The 15,921-nt window shown below is 71.0% G+C and carries 15 protein-coding genes; 7 read left to right on the forward strand and 8 right to left on the reverse strand.

The genetic code is table 11. From position 1 onward, the window contains the following. Window positions 1–107 precede the first annotated feature (107 nt). Window positions 108–866, forward strand: a complete 759-nt coding sequence (locus ACFKCF_RS20110) for an SDR family NAD(P)-dependent oxidoreductase (RefSeq protein WP_394495600.1) — start codon at window positions 108–110, stop codon at window positions 864–866. A 160-nt stretch (window positions 867–1,026) separates the two neighbouring features. Next, window positions 1,027–1,812, forward strand: a complete 786-nt coding sequence (locus ACFKCF_RS20115) for an alpha/beta fold hydrolase (protein ID WP_394495602.1) — start codon at window positions 1,027–1,029, stop codon at window positions 1,810–1,812. A gap of 463 nt (window positions 1,813–2,275) precedes the next feature. On the opposite strand, the gene ACFKCF_RS20120 is transcribed toward ACFKCF_RS20115, so the two are convergent. The 3 genes from ACFKCF_RS20120 to mce form a co-directional block, all read right to left on the reverse strand. Then, window positions 2,276–3,490: an AI-2E family transporter gene (locus tag ACFKCF_RS20120; RefSeq protein WP_394495604.1), complete on the reverse strand. Its 1,215-nt coding sequence runs from the start codon at window positions 3,488–3,490 to the stop codon at window positions 2,276–2,278. Between the two features lie 121 nt (window positions 3,491–3,611). After that, entirely contained in the window at window positions 3,612–4,895 is a 1,284-nt protein-coding gene (locus ACFKCF_RS20125) for a DivIVA domain-containing protein (protein ID WP_394495606.1), read from the reverse strand. A 206-nt stretch (window positions 4,896–5,101) separates the two neighbouring features. Then, on the reverse strand, window positions 5,102–5,524 hold the full coding sequence (mce, locus tag ACFKCF_RS20130; RefSeq protein WP_357754794.1) for a methylmalonyl-CoA epimerase: 423 nt from the start codon (window positions 5,522–5,524) through the stop codon (window positions 5,102–5,104). A gap of 84 nt (window positions 5,525–5,608) precedes the next feature. On the opposite strand from mce, the gene ACFKCF_RS20135 reads away from it, so the two are divergent. Further along, entirely contained in the window at window positions 5,609–6,796 is a 1,188-nt protein-coding gene (locus ACFKCF_RS20135; RefSeq protein WP_394495608.1) for an acetyl-CoA C-acetyltransferase, read from the forward strand. A gap of 312 nt (window positions 6,797–7,108) precedes the next feature. Here the strand turns inward: ACFKCF_RS20135 and ACFKCF_RS20140 are convergent, their stop codons facing one another. From ACFKCF_RS20140 to ACFKCF_RS20150, 3 genes are all read right to left on the reverse strand, one after another. Next, window positions 7,109–7,261 carry a hypothetical protein gene (locus ACFKCF_RS20140; protein WP_394495610.1) on the reverse strand — a complete coding sequence of 51 codons (153 nt, stop codon included), beginning with the start codon at window positions 7,259–7,261 and terminating at the stop codon, window positions 7,109–7,111. A gap of 159 nt (window positions 7,262–7,420) precedes the next feature. Next, window positions 7,421–8,092, reverse strand: a complete 672-nt coding sequence (locus tag ACFKCF_RS20145; RefSeq protein ID WP_394495612.1) for a DUF4230 domain-containing protein — start codon at window positions 8,090–8,092, stop codon at window positions 7,421–7,423. Between the two features lie 77 nt (window positions 8,093–8,169). Continuing rightward, a complete protein-coding gene (locus ACFKCF_RS20150; protein WP_394495614.1) occupies window positions 8,170–9,528 on the reverse strand; it encodes a hypothetical protein in 1,359 nt (452 codons plus the stop codon). Window positions 9,529–9,758: 230 nt separating this feature from the next. On the opposite strand from ACFKCF_RS20150, the gene ACFKCF_RS20155 reads away from it, so the two are divergent. The 4 genes from ACFKCF_RS20155 to ACFKCF_RS20170 are packed head-to-tail and all read left to right on the forward strand — an operon-like array spanning window position 9,759 to window position 13,358. Further along, window positions 9,759–10,280 (forward strand): MarR family winged helix-turn-helix transcriptional regulator, encoded by a 522-nt coding sequence (locus ACFKCF_RS20155; protein ID WP_394495616.1) that lies wholly within the window; start codon window positions 9,759–9,761, stop codon window positions 10,278–10,280. A 35-nt stretch (window positions 10,281–10,315) separates the two neighbouring features. Beyond that, window positions 10,316–11,254 carry a tetratricopeptide repeat protein gene (locus tag ACFKCF_RS20160; RefSeq protein ID WP_394495617.1) on the forward strand — a complete coding sequence of 313 codons (939 nt, stop codon included), beginning with the start codon at window positions 10,316–10,318 and terminating at the stop codon, window positions 11,252–11,254. 9 nt (window positions 11,255–11,263) lie between these two features. Further along, entirely contained in the window at window positions 11,264–11,893 is a 630-nt protein-coding gene (locus ACFKCF_RS20165; RefSeq protein WP_394495619.1) for an AAA family ATPase, read from the forward strand. Between the two features lie 55 nt (window positions 11,894–11,948). Continuing rightward, entirely contained in the window at window positions 11,949–13,358 is a 1,410-nt protein-coding gene (locus tag ACFKCF_RS20170; protein WP_394495620.1) for an NAD-dependent malic enzyme, read from the forward strand. A 445-nt stretch (window positions 13,359–13,803) separates the two neighbouring features. On the opposite strand, the gene ACFKCF_RS20175 is transcribed toward ACFKCF_RS20170, so the two are convergent. Together ACFKCF_RS20175 and ACFKCF_RS20180 are read right to left on the reverse strand one after the other, a co-directional pair. Then, window positions 13,804–14,283, reverse strand: coding sequence for a hypothetical protein (locus ACFKCF_RS20175; protein WP_394495621.1), 480 nt, complete (start codon window positions 14,281–14,283; stop codon window positions 13,804–13,806). Window positions 14,284–14,319: 36 nt separating this feature from the next. After that, window positions 14,320–15,876, reverse strand: a complete 1,557-nt coding sequence (locus ACFKCF_RS20180) for an FAD-dependent oxidoreductase (protein WP_394495623.1) — start codon at window positions 15,874–15,876, stop codon at window positions 14,320–14,322. Between the last annotated feature and the right edge of the window lie 45 nt (window positions 15,877–15,921).

Here is a 15,921-nt window from a genome sequence, read left to right on the forward strand (position 1 = left end):
TCTCTCCCCTCCCCCCCCCCCCCCCGGCCGCGTTTGCGGGCGGCCCGCCCTCGCGCAGCCGTCGCCCAATCAGTAGAATCTTGTTCGGTTTCGAGCGAGGAGGCTTTGTGGACGCGTTTGCTCTCACCGGAAAGAACGCTCTGGTCACGGGTGCGTCGAAGGGGATCGGGCGGGGCATCGCGCTCGCCTACGCGCAGGCGGGGGCCGACGTGGCGCTCGTGTCCCGGTCGGCCGAGAGCCTGGCCGAGGTGGCCAAGGAGGTCGAGGCGCTGGGCAGGCGCGCGGTCGTCATCCCGGCCGACCTCACCGACCGCGACGCCGCCGCGGGGGCCGTCGCGGCGGCCATCGACGGGCTCGGGCACCTCGACATCGTGGTCAACAACGCGGGCGGGTCCAACTTCCTCGTGGAGTTCAAGGACCTGCGGCTGTCGGGGTGGGACAAGCTGATGCGGCTCAACCTCGACTCGGCGATGACCGTCTGCCACACGGTCGCGCCCCACCTGCTGGAACGGGGTGGCGGCACGGTCATCAACGTGGCGTCGGTGGCGGCGCTCGGCGCGCCCTTCCTCGCCCCGTACGCCGCCGCCAAGGCCGGGCTGGTGGCGCTGACCAAGACGCTGGCCGTGGAGTGGGCGGGGGCGGGGGTGCGGGTCAACGCGCTGTGCCCCGGCTGGACGGCCACCGACCTCAACCGGAACCTCTGGGAGGACGAGACCTCCGGCGCCGCCACGGTCGCCACCGTGCCCATGCGGCGCTGGGGGACGGTGGCGGAGATGGCCCAGCCGGCCGTGTTCCTGGCCAGCTCGGCTTCCGCGTACATGACGGGCCAGGTGCTGTTCGTGGACGGCGGCGCGACCGCCATCTAATTGGGTACGCGATTATTCACCGGCCAGTGCCAGTTTTATAGCTGACATTGGCGAAATGCCGCCTTTATAGGGAGCTTTAGCGAAGCGGTCTCGGTTTTCGGCAGATATAGGCATACGACATTGAGTGCTTGCGGCCGTGAACCGGGCTACCGTGTGGTCCGTGCAGCTCTACACGAGATCGGCCGGAACCGGGCTCCCGGTTGTGCTGCTTCACGCGTTCCCGCTCTCGTCGGCCATGTGGCTGGCCCAGCGCGAGGGGCTGGCCAAGGCCTGCAGGGTCATCACGCCCGATCTGCGCGGCTTCGGCGGGTCGCGGCTGGGCGACGACGAGCCGTCGCTCGACCTGATGGCCGACGACGTCGCCGGCATGCTCGACGACGAGGGCATCGAGCGGGCGGTGGTCGGCGGGCTGTCGATGGGCGGCTACGTGACCATGGCGTTCTGCCGCCGGCACCCCGACCGGGTGCTCGGCGTGATCCTGGCCGACACCAAGGCCGGCGCCGACCCGCCCCCGGCGAGGGAGAACAGGGAGCGCATCGCGCAGGCCGTGCTCTCCGAGGGCAGCGAGGTGCTGGTCAGCGAGGTGCTCCCGGCGCTCATCGGACCGACCACCAAGGAGCGGCGGGCCATGGTGTTCGGGCGCGTCAAGGGGCTCGTGCAGTCCGCGCCGCCGGGCGCGGTCGCCTGGGCCCAACGGGCCATGGCCGCGCGGCCCGACTCGTTCGACACGCTGAGCGCGCTGAAGGTGCCGCTGCTGGTCGTGGTGGGGGAGGAGGACGAGCTCTCGCCCCCCGCCGACGCGGAGGCGATGGCGCGGGCCGTGCCGGACGGGCGCCTGGAGATCATCCCGAAGGCCGGCCATCTGAGCGCAGTGGAGCAGCCGGAGGCGTTCAACACGGCGGTCACCGAGTTCCTCCGCACCGACCTCGTCACCCCCCGCCCCTGACCAGCCCCCGCCACTGCCCGACCGCGTCCCCGCCCGCCCGCGCCCCTGACCGACCGTCCCTGACCGACCGCGTCCCTGACTGACCGCGTCCCTGACTGACCGCGTCCCTGACTGACCGCGTCCCTGACTGACCGCGTCCCTGACTGACCGCGTCCCTGACTGACCGCGTCCCTGACTGACCGCGTCCCTGACTGACCGCCCCACCACCCGGCCCGGAGGTCGCGGCCTTCCTCGGCCCGGGGAGCGCGCCCGTCCCCGATCCCAGGGACCTCAGCTTCCCCTCTCCCTCCCGAAGGACCTCAGCCGGAGTGCGGCGGGTGACGAGGGCATCGGCGGGGAGTCCACGCGGCCCCTTCCCCCGAAGGACATCAGCTTTCCCTCTAGCCCCCGAGGAGCTCAGCCGAAGTGAGACGGCCGACGGGGACGCGGCGGCCACCGAGGGCGGGCTGTCCCCGGGAGGCCCTCAGGCTTGGTCCTGGCGCGGCAGGACCACCTCCCGGACGATCAACGCGATGGCCGCCGCCACCGGAATGGCCAGCAGCGCTCCGACGATCCCCAGCAGCGCCCCGCCGAACAGCGCCGCGATCACCGTCACCGCCGGCGCCACGTCCACCGAGCGCTTCATCACCCTCGGATAGATGAAGTAGTTCTCGACCTGCTGATAGACCACGAAGAAGACCGCGCAGGCGATCCCTGCCGGCACCGACTGCAGCAGCGCGACGCCGGTCACGAGCACCGCGCCGATCGTGGCGCCCACCAGCGGGATCAGGTCGGTCAGGGCCACGACCAAGGCGAGCGCGAGCGCGTACTGCACCCCTGCGACCGACAGGAAGATCCAGGTCAGGAAGCCCGCGATGACCGAGATGAGCACGTTGCCCGCCACGTACCCGCCGATGCCGGAGAGGATCTGCTCGCTGATCGCCCTCGTCCGGGTCCTGCGGGTGGCCGGTACGAGCTTGAGCAGGTAGTCCTTGATCGTCTGCAACGAGCCGAGGAAGTAGAGCATGAGCACCAGCAGCGTCACCGTGGTGTAGACGCCGTTCAGCACCACCAGCCCCGCGCCCATGATGCCGCTGGCAAGTGACGGCCCCAGCGTGCTCGTCACGAACGTCTTGAGCTGCGCCAGGATCTGGTACTCGGAGTCGAGCTGGTGCAGCGTGGGATTCTTGCCGAGCTCGGTGACGTACGTGGGCACCGCCGCCACGAACTCCGACAGCTGCTGGCTCACCGGCGGCACCACGGCCAGGCCGAACAGCGCGAACGCCACGATGACCCCGGCGAACACGATCGAGATCGCCCCGCGCCGGGCGAGGCCCCGGCGCTGGAGGGCCTCGACGGCCGGGTTGAGGCCGACGGCCAGGAACATCGCCACGACGACCAGGATGATCGTGCTCAGCGACGCGACGACCATCTGGGCGATCGCGATCGCCGTCAGCACCCCCAGGCCGCCGACCAGCCCGAACAGGAAGGGGCCGCGGGCGAGCGGCTTCCCGGGCAGCCCGTACGGCTGCGGCCCGCCGTCGCCCTCCTGGGCCCGGCCGGCCCTTCCCGCGGCCGTGGATTCTGCGGACTGCTCGGGCTCCGGGGCGGTGGATTCTGCGGACTGCTCGGGCTCCGAGGCGGTGGATTCTGCGGACTGCTTGGGCTCCGGGGCGGTGGGTTCGACATCCGCGGACAAGGCGACACTCCCGAGATTGTCGGCAAATAGCAAAGAGAGAGCCTAGCGACCATCGGATCGCCAGGCTCTCTCCAGCCTGCTCTTCAGCCCCCGTGTGCAGTCCCGACCTGTGGGCCGGTGGTTACTCCTGCCACCATTCGGCGTCGTCCTCGGACTTGGTCTCGACCTTCGCCGCGGGCGTCGTGGCCGGGGCCTCGGCCGCGGGAGCGGCGAGCGCGGGCTTGGCCGGGGCCGCCGTGACCGCGGGCTCCGGCTCCATGCCGGGCAGGGCCGCGCCGCCGAGCAGCTGGCGCAGCTGGGCCAGGTGGCTGGTGATGCTGTCACGCTGGCGGGTGAGCTCGTCGACCTGGCGCTGCATCGTCGTGCGGGTGCGCTCGGCCTCGTTCTTCGCCTCGGTGACGATCGTGTCGGCGCTCGCCTTGGCCTCGGCCACGATCGTCTCGGAGCTCTTGCGGGCGTTGGCGACGAGCTGCTTGGCGTGCAGGTCCGCCTCGCGGCGGGTCTGCTCGGCCTGCTGGGTGGCCTTCGTGGCCCGCGACTCGGCCGTGGCCGCGCGCTGCTCGGCCTCGGCGACCATGCGCTGGGTGTTGGCCTGGGCGGTGGCGTGGCGCTCGGCCTCCTGGCGCTCGGCCTCCTCGCGGCGGGAGGCGAGCTGGATCTCGAACTCCGCCTCGTCCTGCGCCCGCTTGGCCTCCGACTCCTCCAGCACCCGCTGAGCCTGCGCGCGCATCTCGTCGGCCTGCCGCTTGGCGGTGGTCAGCACCTCGTCGCGCTCGCGCTTGGTCGAGGCCCGCAGCTGGGCGACCTCGCGCTCGGCGGTGGTGCGGAGCTTGGCGATCTCCCGCTCGGCGTCGGCCCGCTTCTCCGCCACCTCGTGGTCGGCGGTGGCCCGCAGCTTGGCGACCTCGCGCTCGGTGGTGTTGGTCAGCTCGTCGGCCTCGCGGCGGGCGGTCGAGCGGGTCTCCTCGGCGTCGCGGTCGGCGGCGGAGCGCATCTCGTCGCTCTCCCGCGTGGCCACGGCGCGCTTCTCGGCGGCCTCGGCCTCGGCGGCGGCCCGCAGGTCGGCGGCCTCGACCTTGGCCGCGGCCTTGATCTCGTTGGCCTCGGACCTGGCGGCCTGGACGAGCTCGGTGGCCTGCTCCTCGGCCAGGCGGAGCAGCTGCTCGATACGGGCACCGAGGCCGGAGTAGGTGGGGCGCTCCTGCTCCTGCAGCTGGCGCTGGGAGTCGGACAGATCGCGCTGCAGGCTCGCCACCTGCTCGCGGGACTGCCGAAGCTCTCCGTCTAGCTGCTTCAGATGATCGTGGACCTGATGCCGGTCGTAACCGCGGAGCACCACGTCGAACTCGCGTGCGGGGGCGTCCTCGAAGAAATTGTTGAGCTGGGCGTCGATGTCGGACTGCATGGAGGCTCAATCCTGGGTTGTCGAGACGGCTACACGGGCCGGACGGGGGGTTCGGGGCATCCGATCCAGGAGCCTGTGCCTAAGGGCAGGCTCCATGTCCGGTGGAAGGTCAAGCGTACTCCGCTGGTGCCACCTGCGAAGCCCCGTCCAACTTTCTGCGTGACTAGTTACATATGAACGTTTTTTAACATTTGTCAGGTCCGGTGTTAGGGCCTGGCCGCCTGCACCAACTCCGTCAGCATTCCTCCCACGTCCTTGGGGTGCAGGAACGCGATCTCGGAGCCCATCGACCCGTGCCTGGGACGCTCGTCCAGGAGTCTCACACCCTTCTCGTTGATCTTAGCCATCGCCTGCGCGACATCGGGCACCCCGAATGCCACATGGTGGACACCCTCGCCCCGCTTGGCGAGGAATTTTCCCACAGGGGAGTCCTCAGAGAGAGGTTCCAGAAGCTGAATGTAGGAGCCCCCACCTTCGCCGTCGGAGATGCGCAGCATGGCCTCCTTCACGCCCTGCTCCTCGTTGACCTCCCTGGCGACCACGGTCAGCTCGAACGTCTCCGAGAAGAACGCGATCTTCTCTTCGATGTCCTTGCACGCGATTCCGATGTGGTCGATCCGCATGAACATATGTGGCCCACCTCCATAGCGAGCGTCCGCCTACTCGTGGGTATGGTGTCAAAGAACCCGACGTGAGCGTAGGAGGCCCCTGTCATGTCCAGTTCCGTCATCGTGGCCGGAGCTCGCACGCCCATCGGCAAGCTCCTGGGATCCCTGTCGGGGTTGCCTGCCGTGGATCTCGGGGGCATCGCCATCAAGGCCGCGCTGGAGCGTGCCAGGGTCGCGCCGGAGGCCGTCGAGTACGTGATCATGGGCCAGGTCCTGCAGGCGGGCGCGGGCCAGATCCCCTCCCGCCAGGCCGCCGTCAAGGCCGGCATCCCCATGACCGTCCCCTCCATCACCATCAACAAGGTCTGCCTGTCGGGCCTGGACGCCATCGCGCTGGCCGACCAGCTCATCCGCGCGGGCGAGTTCGACATCGTGGTGGCCGGCGGCATGGAGTCCATGACCAACGCCCCCCACCTCCTGCCCGGCCTGCGCAAGGGCGTCAAGTACGGCGGTTCGCAGGTCGTCGACTCGATGGCCCACGACGGCCTGTTCTGCGCGTTCGACCAGCGCGCGATGGGCGAGTCGACCGAGCACTACAACGCCCGGCTCGGCATCGGGCGCGAGGAGCAGGACGCGCTGTCGGCCCGCTCCCACCAGCTGGCCGCCGCCGCCATCAAGAACGGCCTCTTCGACGAGGAGATCGTCCCGGTGGAGATCCCGCAGCGCCGCGGCGAGCCGCTGATCGTCAAGGAGGACGAGGGCGTACGCGGTGACACCACCCCGGAGACCCTGGCCAAGCTCCGCCCGGCCTTCGCCGCCGCCGGGACGATCACGGCCGGCTCGGCCTCGCAGATCTCGGACGGGGCCTGCGCCGTCGTGGTCATGTCGAAGTCGAAAGCCGAGGAGCTGGGCCTGGAGTGGCTGGCGGAGATCGGCAGGCACGGCAACGTCGCGGGCCCGGACGCGTCCCTGCAGTCCCAGCCGGCCAACGCCATCAAGCACGCGCTGTCGAAGCAGGGCGCGACGGCCGCCGACCTGGACCTGGTGGAGATCAACGAAGCCTTCGCCAGCGTGGTCCTGCAGTCCGCCAAGGAGCTGGACGTGCCGCTGGACAAGGTCAACGTCAACGGGGGCGGCATCGCCCTGGGCCACCCGATCGGGGCCTCGGGCGCGCGGATCGTGCTGACGCTGGCGTACGAGCTGAAGCGCCGGGGCGGCGGCCTGGGCGCCGCCGGGCTCTGCGGCGGCGGCGGCCAGGGTGACGCCCTGATCATCTCGGTCCCCAAGCAGTAAAGAGTCGCGCAGGCCCCGGGGAGAGCCGCCCCGGGGCCTTTCTCATGCGATGCGATAAACGTGCGCCCGCGAGGACCGGCTCACGCCGATCCCGGGCGACCTCGCGCTCGAGCCCGCGGCGGGGCGGTGGCCGGCCGGCACCGACCGCCATCCGCCTCGGCCCCGGACAGCGCGATGCCCCGGTCCGACCAGGAATGGACCGGGGCTCCGCGATTCAGGGATCCACCAGGATTCGGATCCCTGACGTCGCCCCCTACGGGGGCTGTTCAGCCCGGCCGCGAGGGAGGTTGCGGCCGGGCTGCTTGTGGACGGTCATGAGGCGAGGAACTTGGCGAAGACCGAGCGGCTGCGGCGCTCCGACCGCAGGCTCTTCTGCGCCTCGCGCACCCGCCGCTGCTCGGCCGCGGCGCGGCGGAGCTCGGAGGCGTGGTGCTGCATCACGGTGTACTCGAGTTCGGCGTTCATGGAGGCCCCTTGTGGCTCGTGTTTCTTCCCTGCACTCTTAAGACTCCTCCTAAGGCCCTCCCGGACACATCGGGCGGATGCCTTATCTCCGGGCGTAAGGGCAGATAGGGAGGTACTTAGGCAGGCGCACGAGGCGACTAAGGCGGCCGTGAGCCGCCCTTAGGGCTCGTCCGTGTACTTCACCGTGACCTTCGTGAAGCCGAGCGACTTCAGCAGGCCGGTCATCATGGCCTTGGTGTTGGCGTCCGCCCTGGCGCGCAGGTCGCTCGCCACCGCCGCCTCCGTGATCTTCTTCTCCGCCAGCAGGTAGAGCTCCCGCTGGTCCCCGGGCGACCCGGACAGGAAGTCCTGCACCCGGTCGAACAGCCCGCGCTGCTGCGCGAACACGTACGAGCGGCTGTTGTCCAGGTTGGGCTTCTCCAGCTGGGCGCGGGGCAGGCGCACGGTCGCCTGGGTGCGGTCCTCCGAGACCGTCACGGCGTCCCCGGCCAGGCCGGAGAAGTCCACGTACGCGTCCACCCCGCCCGCTCCGACGAACAGCGTGCGGGTGCCCTTGATCGCGTCGGGCAGGAAGTTGGCGTCCTTCTCGAGGTCCACGACCACCTGGAAGTTCCCCGTGGCGGCCTCGAAGCGGCTCAGGTCCTTGATGGACTGCAGGAGCACCGGCTGGCTGCGGTCGATGGCCTGCTCGCCGAGCGGGTTGAGCCAGGTCCAGGCCAGGCGGCCGCCCACCACGAGCAGGACCGCCAGGACCAGGAAACCCGCCACGTATCGCCACCTGCGGCGCCGCGCGGATGTCACCTCGAGCGGCGTCGTACGGGAAGTCGTCATGCGTGCATGACTACCCTCCGGGCGATCATCATTGCCAGCCGTTTGGTGACATCTTCCGATCCCACGCCGACGCCCGCCTAGCTGAGACCGGCCATGGACATGCTGGGGGCCGAGTTCGGAGTGCCTTCGCCCTCCGGATAAACCGGGTAGACGTGGCTCGACTCCGGGGTCGGGCGGGCCGACGGCGCCACCTGCACCCGCGCCGTGCCCCCGCCGCCGAAGTACATGCTCGACAGCCCGCAGTTGCGGAAGTCGCTGTAGAACATCCGCAGCCACTCCCTGCGTTGGTGCTCGCTCAGCCACGAGAACCACGACGCCGCGTACTGGTGCTCGGGCAGCGGCCCGCCGGGCAGGGGCTCCCCGCGCAGCCACGCCATGACGATCTCCCGGTAACCGTCCGCCACCGTGCCCGGGCAGCGGGCGGCCAGGGACTCGATGTACTCGTACGCCGCCTCCTCCGCGAACCCCGCCGACAGGTCGGGCACGTGGATGGGCGCGAGGCCGTTCGACGGCTTCAGCTCCTCCCCCAGCGGCCGTTGCTCCACCCGGGTGAACGCGGCGGGCGTGCCCGCCAGCCGGGAGGCGATCTGCGTGAACGCCGCCCCCAGCTCGGTCAGCCCCGCCCGCATCCCCGGGTGCACGCACACCGTGATCGGCCAGTCCTGGCAGCTGTAGGCGATGTCCACGGCCGCGGCCGGCTTCGGCTGGGCCAGCACCCGCGACACGCCCATCCCGGCCGCCAGCACGGACAGCAGCGCGCACGCCAGCACCAGCGCCTGCCTGGTCACCAGCGCCGCCCAGCCGAGCAGCAGCGCCGCCGTGATGCCGAGCAGCCAGATCGTCTGGTCGAAGAACGGCGCCCCGCTCAACCCCTGGAACAGGTCGTACGGCTCCCCGGTGCCGGGTGCCAGCTTGTCCGCCCAGCCCCGGTCGTCGGCCAGCCACGAGAACACTCCATAGCAGGCCAGCCCGGCCAGCGGCGGCGTGAACACCTTAGGCACCACCCAGCCGGCCACCCAGCCGATCACCGAATAGAGGGCCAGCCCCGCCATGCCCATGCCCAGGCCGGAGAGGCTCAGCCGCCCCGACTGGTCGGTGAGCACCGTCTTGACCGCCAACACCAGCACCGTCGCACCGAACGAACCCAGCACCACCACCACGATCGCCAGCGGCGCCTTGAGCGCCCGCCACGTCGTGAGCGAGCGCCCGCGCAACGCCCTGCGCTTGCGCAGCGCCACCCATGCCGCGAACGCGGCGGCCACCGGCCCGGTCATCCGCAACGAGCCGATGACCGCGGCCACGATGTTCTCCCACGCGTCCACGCCAGGTATCAGGACGTTCCACGCCGCCAGCAGCCCGAGCGCCAGGAGCACGGCCACCGTGACGGCCGCGCTCTGCTTCAGCTCCTCTCGTGAAACGCCCGCGTGCTCACGCACCCTTTTCCCCGTTGACCTTCATCAAGCACCCCCCGTGCCCCTCGGCAAGGCCGAAGCGAATGAGTCCGGCCTGTCCCCACAGGCCGATGGACTTGGCTTCTGCGTCACCATACGTACGAGAACCATAACTGAGCGTGATGATTGACGTCCGGATTCTTGGTCAAGCGGGGAAGCCTGTCGCTCCAGGTCACCAGACGAACCGGGACGAGGGGCGCGCTAGCGTATGCGCTGTGTCGCACCCCAAGCCGCTCAACCTGCCGTTCGACCCCATCGACCGGGCCGCGGAGAGCTGGCGTGCCCACTTCGGGCCCTCCGCCGCCATGGCCGCCGTGACCTCGATCATGAGAGCCCACCAGATCCTGCTGTCGCAGCTCGACTCGCTCCTGAAGCCGTACGACCTGACCTTCGCCCGGTACGAGGCGCTGGTCCTGCTGACGTTCAGCAAGACCGGCGCGCTCCCGCTGTCGAAGATCGGCGAACGGCTCATGGTCCACCCCACCAGCGTCACGAACACGGTGGACAGGCTGGAGAAGTCCGGTTTCGTCTGCCGGCTGCCCAATCCGCGGGACGGGCGCGGCGTGCTCGCCGAGATCACCAAGACCGGCCGGGACGTCGTGGAGCGGGCCACCCGCGACCTGATGGGCGCCGAGTTCGGCCTGACCATGTACGCCGAGGACGAACTCGACCGGATGTTCACCCAGTTGCGCACCCTCCGGGTGGCGGCGGGCGACTTCCAAGAGGGCGGCGGGTGACTGCGCCGCCCCGGTGATGCGGCAAGATGAAGAGCATGGCGGACTTCTCTAGGCCCGGGTCGCTCTACGGAGCGATTGACCTGGGCGCGCGCAAGCAGGCCCTCGAGGCGCAGGCCCGGCGGGAGGCGGCGGGTCCCCAGGCGGCCGCGTCGGCCTCGATCGTGGACGTGACCGAGGAGACGTTCACGACCGAGGTCATCGACCGCTCGATGACCATGCCCGTGGTCCTCGACCTGTGGTCGCCGCGGGCGCCGGGCAGCGCCCAGCTCAGCCCGGTGCTGGAGAAGGTCGTCGGCGATCTCGGCGGCCGGGCCGTGCTGGCCAAGGTCAATGTCGACACCAGCCCGCAGATCGCCCAGGCGCTGCGCGTGCAGGCCGTGCCGACCGTGCTGGCCATCTTCCAGGGGCAGGCCGTCACCGGTTTCCAGCAGGTGCTGCCCGAGCAGGAGGTGCGCCGCTGGCTCGACGAGCTGATGGGCGCGGTCGAGCAGTTCTACCAGGCCAACCCCGACGCCCGGCCCCCGGCGGCGGCCGGCGAGGAGGAGGCGCCCGCGGGGCCGCCCGCCGACCCCGACCTGGTGGCCGCCGAGCAGGCCATCGACAGCGGTGACCTCGACGCGGCCGCGGCGGCGTACGAGCGGCTGCTGGCCCGCGCGCCGGGCAACGAGGACGCCAAGATGGGCCTGGCCGGCGTCAGCCTCATCAAGCGCACCGAGAGCGCCGACCCCGCCGACGTCCAGCGGCGCCTGCAGGACCCGGCCGACATCGAGGCGCAGCTGCTCGCCGCTGACCTGGAGATGCTGTCCGGCTCGGTCGACGAGGCGTTCAGCCGCGTCATCGCCGTCGTCAAGCGCACCTCGGGCGACGAGCGCGACAAGGCCAGGCGCCACCTGCTCGGCTTGTTCGACGCGTTGCCGGCCGACGACCCATCTTTGGCGAAAGCCCGTAGAGCTTTGGCGAGCGCACTGTTCTAACCTGGTTCTATGCGGGTTGTCACCATATCCGCGACATACGGCACGGCCGGTAGCCAGATCGGCCCGGCCGTCGCGGAGCGCCTCGGCGTGCCCTTCGTCGACCGCGCCATCCCCAGCGCGGTCGCCCAGGAGCTGGGCTGCACGCTGGAGGAGGCGCTCGCCCACGACGACCGGGCCGAACACGGCCTCGGGCGGCTGCTCTCGGGGGCGATGCGGCTACCCACCGTCACGTTCGGCGGCGTCGACATGTACGTGCCCGGCGCGATGCCGCACGCGCCGGAGGAGTTCGTCCGCCGTACCGAACGCATGCTCAAGGACATGGCCCGCGACCAGGGCGGGGTGTTCCTCGGCCGGGCGGGGGCCGTGGTGCTGGCCGACCATCCGGGCGCGCTGCACGTCAGGCTCGACGCCCCGCTCCAGCGCAGGATCCGGCAGACGGCCACGCTGGCGGGGATGAACGAGCGCGAGGCGCGCCGGATCATCGAGGACAACGACCGCGCGAGGATGGCCTACGTACGGCACTTCTATCGGGCGGATCCGACGGACTCCTGTCAATATCATCTGGTCGTCGACAGCACCACAATCCCCGTTCCCACCTGCGTCGAGGTCATCGTCACAGCTGCCGAGGCACTGGATTGACCTGGCGCCCCCTATCATGGGGGAATTCTTGGTCAGTCCCGAAGGAGCGATTGACGTGGCGACCGTCCCGAGTGTGTCGTACTCCATCACCGTGCGTCTCGAGGTGCCGGCCGGCGGCAAGGCCGTCAGCCAGCTCACCCACGCCGTAGAGTCGGCCGGGGGCGTCGTAACAGCCCTCGACGTCACCAACGCGGGCCATGAGAAGCTCCGCATCGACGTGACCTGCGCGGCCAGGGACACCGACCACGCCCAGGCCATCGTCGACCAGCTCGAGGCGGTCGAGGGCGTCGTCATCCACAAGGTGTCCGACCGCACGTTCCTCATGCATCTCGGCGGCAAGATCGAGATGAAGTCCAAGGTGCCGCTGCGCAACCGCGACGAGCTGTCCATGGCCTACACCCCGGGTGTGGCGCGCGTGTCGATGGCCATCGCGCGCAACAAGGAGGACGCCCGGCGCCTGACCATCAAGCGCAACACCGTGGCCGTCGTCACCGACGGCTCGGCGGTGCTGGGCCTGGGCAACATCGGCCCCGAGGCCGCGCTGCCGGTCATGGAGGGCAAGGCGGCGCTGTTCAAACGCTTCGCGGGCATCGACGCCTGGCCGATCTGCCTCGACACGCAGGACGTCGACGAGATCGTCCGCACGGTGCAGGTGATCGCGCCCGGGTTCGGCGGGATCAACCTGGAGGACATCGGCGCGCCGCGCTGCTTCGAGGTGGAGCGGCGGCTGCGCGAGCTGCTCGACATCCCCGTCTTCCACGACGACCAGCACGGCACGGCGATCTGCGTGCTCGCGGCGCTCACCAACGCGCTGCGGGTCGTCGACAAGGACATCGCGTCCGTCAAGATCACCATGGCGGGCGCGGGAGCGGCCGGCAACGCGGTGCTGCGCCTGCTGCTGGCCGCCGGGGCGCGCAACGTGGTCGTCTGCGACTACCTGGGCGCCGTCCACCGCGGGCGCGACGACCTCGACGAGTCGCTGCAGTGGATCGCCGACCACACCAACGCCGATGGATACTCGGGCGACCTGCGGGGGGCGGTCAAGGACGCCGACGTCTTCGTGGGCGTCTCGGCGCCGGGCATCCTGACGGGTGACGACATCGCGACGATGGCCAAGGACGCGGTGGTGTTCGCGCTGGCCAACCCGGAGCCCGAGGTGTCGCCGGACGACGCGCGCGAGCACGCGGCCGTGGTGGCCACGGGGCGCTCCGACTACCCCAACCAGATCAACAACGTGCTGGCCTTCCCGGGCGTCTTCCGCGGGCTGCTGGACGCGCAGGCCAACGGGGTGACGCAGGAGATGCTGCTGGCCGCCGCCGGCGCGCTCGCCGCCGTGGTCACGCCGGAGGAGCTGGGGCCCAACTACATCATCCCCAGCGTCTTCCACCCCGACGTGGCGGGGGCCGTGGCGGCCGCGGTGCGCGAATCGGCCGGCGGGCGCGCGCGCGGCTTCACCGAGGCATAAGAAGCATCATCATCTTTTACGGCGGCGCACGGGGGGCCGCCAACCGCCGCCCGTGGCTGAGGGCCTCCAGGGAGACGCCCGTGACCCGCACGTGGCGGGGCACCGTTACGGCGATCCTTTGACCGTCTCCGCGGCCTCCACCCGTTCCGCCGTCCCCGTGCGCCGGATTGCACTGGGCGCCCGGCCCGCCGTTCGCGTGTGCCCGGCGCCATTGCGCGCTGGTCCCGCCGTCCGCGTTTCGCCGCGCCCGTCCCGCCGCCTGTCCCGCCGCGCCCGTCCCGGCGCCCGCGTTGCGCCCGGCTCCTCCGTGCGGCTGCTCGCCGTACCGGGTGCCCGCGAGGTGGGTGTCGTAGGGCGCGTGATGCCGCCCGTTCGGCGGTCGCGTCCGTCCGTTGGTTCGCCCGTCCGTTGGTGTGCCCGTTTTGAGGGTTCTTCGGTGTGGGTGTTAGGCGGGTTGGGTGGTTATGGCTGGGATGAGGTGGTAGCTCTCCTGGAAGACGAGGTTGTGGGCGTCGCCGGCGGCGATGGCGCGTAGCGTGTCGAGCTGGGACTCGGCGTCCGCGGGGTCGAAGACGTTCAGCGGCCAGTCGCCCACCGTGTTGCCCCGCAGGTGCGGGTGGTGGAAGTCGCAGCCGTAATGGGCGACGATCGCGATCGGCTGGTTGTGGGTGGCGCGCTGTTGCGGCCACGTCAGCGACCACATCGCGTTGAGCCCGCCCTCGCGCGAGCGGGTGACCCCGCTGGCCACCACCTCGCCGGTGCCGAGCAGCAGGTCGGCGTTGAGCTCGTCGAGGGCTCTGCGTGCCACCGGGTCGAGCAGCTCGGCCGCCGTGGCGAAAACGTGTTCCTTGTCCTCCCGCGTGACGGCCCCTCCGTGGTCGCCGTCACGCAGGTCGCGGAAGTGCCTGAGCAGGGCTTCGTTCATCGGAGTGCACATGACTACCCCCTGCCCAGATCCGGGTCAGGTGAGCAGGGCGGCGATGCGATCGCGCACGTCAGGCGTGTCGAGCCCGCGCACCGTCAGCGTCGTGCGGCGGCGTACGACGTCGTCCACCGTGGCCGCCCACTCGCGGTCGCGCGCGTAGACCGCCTGGGCCCAGATGTCGGGGCCGTCCGGGTGGATGCGCTCGCCGAGGGCGGGGTCCTCGCGGATGAGGCGGGCCAGGTCGAACGCGATCGACCCGTAGTGCGTGGCCAGGTGCCTGGCCACCAGAGGATCCATGCGCGCGCCCGGGTCGCGGTCGGTCCACAGCCGCAGGGCCACCGCGTCGGGGCTGGCCAGGCCCGGCAGGGGTACGGCGGGCAGGATGTCGGCCAGGTCGTCGCCCAGGGGCCGGCCGGGCAGGTGGGCGAGCGTGTCGAGGACGTGCCTGCCGATGTGGCGGTAGGTGGTCCACTTGCCGCCCGCCACCGAGAGCATGCCACCCGCCCCCCGGGTCACCACGGTCTCCCGCTTGGCGGCCGTCACCTGCCCGGGGCCGCCGGGCAGGACGCGCAGCCCGGCGAAGGCGTAGGTGATGTCCTCGCGCCTGAGCTGGGCGTCGCGCACGGAGTGACCGGCCTCGTCGAGGATCTGCGCGATGTCGGCCTCGGTGGCGCGCACCCCGCCCGGATCGCCCTCGTACGCCTCGTCCGTGGTGCCGAGCAGCAGGTGGTCCTCCCACGGGATGGCGAACGACACCCGGTACTTGTCGATCGGCGTGGTCAGCGCCGCCTTCCACGGCTCGTGGCGGCGCAGCACCAGGTGGGCGCCCTTGGACAGCCGGATGCTCGGCTCGGCGTCCGGGTCCTCCATCCGCCGCAGGTGGTCCACCCAGGGCCCGGTGGCGTTCAGGACGAGCCGGGCGGAGACCCCGAACTCGGCCCCGTCGAGCCGGTCGCGCAGGTCGGCCCCCGTGACCGTGCCGCCCGTCTTGCGCAGCCCGACGACCTCGGCGTGGTTGAGCACGACGGCGCCCGCGTCCACGGCGGCCCGTACGGTCATGACCGCGACGCGGCTGTCGTTCATCTGGTGGTCGCCGTAGACGGCGGCGGCCCGCAACCCCTCGGTACGCAGGGCGGGCACCTTGGCCAGCGCCTGATGGGGCGTGATCACCTTGCCCATGCCGTCGCCGAACACCGACAGCGCCGAATACAGGAACACCCCCGCGCCCAGCTTGGCCGCCCCGTGCGGCCCGCCCTTGTAGATCGGCACCAGGAACGTCAGCGGCTTGACCAGGTGCGGCGCGATGTCGGCGGCCAGGGCGCGGCGCTCGCGGTGGTTCTCGGCGACCAGCCGGACGTTGCCGGTCTGCAGGTAACGCAGACCCCCGTGGACGAGCTTGGAGGAGGCGCTGGAGGTCGCGCCGGCGAAGTCGCCCGCGTCGACCATCGCCACCCGCAGCCCGGCCTGGGCGGCCATCCAGGTCACGGAGGTGCCGAGGATGCCGCCGCCGATCACGAGCAGGTCGTAGGCGGCCCGCGAGAGCTCCGCGCGGATCTCCGCGCGGTCGGCGGCGGTCGTCGTCGTCATTGCCATACTCCCTAGTGATTGCCCTGCTGCTCGACCGGCTACTGCTCGACC

The sequence above is a fragment of the Nonomuraea sp. JJY05 genome, from assembly GCF_043496855.1.
In the GTDB taxonomy this organism is placed as follows: Bacteria; Actinomycetota; Actinomycetes; order Streptosporangiales; family Streptosporangiaceae; genus Nonomuraea.

Coding starts and splice junctions, on each gene's coding strand:
- ACFKCF_RS20160 (WP_394495617.1), top strand. CDS start 10,316: ATGGCGGACTTCTCTAGGCCCGGGTCGCTCTACGGAGCGATTGACCTG.
- ACFKCF_RS20165 (WP_394495619.1), top strand. CDS start 11,264: ATGCGGGTTGTCACCATATCCGCGACATACGGCACGGCCGGTAGCCAG.
- ACFKCF_RS20175 (WP_394495621.1), bottom strand. CDS start 14,283: ATGAACGAAGCCCTGCTCAGGCACTTCCGCGACCTGCGTGACGGCGAC.
- ACFKCF_RS20140 (WP_394495610.1), bottom strand. CDS start 7,261: ATGAACGCCGAACTCGAGTACACCGTGATGCAGCACCACGCCTCCGAG.
- ACFKCF_RS20145 (WP_394495612.1), bottom strand. CDS start 8,092: ATGACGACTTCCCGTACGACGCCGCTCGAGGTGACATCCGCGCGGCGC.
- mce (WP_357754794.1), bottom strand. CDS start 5,524: ATGTTCATGCGGATCGACCACATCGGAATCGCGTGCAAGGACATCGAA.
- ACFKCF_RS20180 (WP_394495623.1), bottom strand. CDS start 15,876: ATGGCAATGACGACGACGACCGCCGCCGACCGCGCGGAGATCCGCGCG.
- ACFKCF_RS20135 (WP_394495608.1), top strand. CDS start 5,609: ATGTCCAGTTCCGTCATCGTGGCCGGAGCTCGCACGCCCATCGGCAAG.
- ACFKCF_RS20125 (WP_394495606.1), bottom strand. CDS start 4,895: ATGCAGTCCGACATCGACGCCCAGCTCAACAATTTCTTCGAGGACGCC.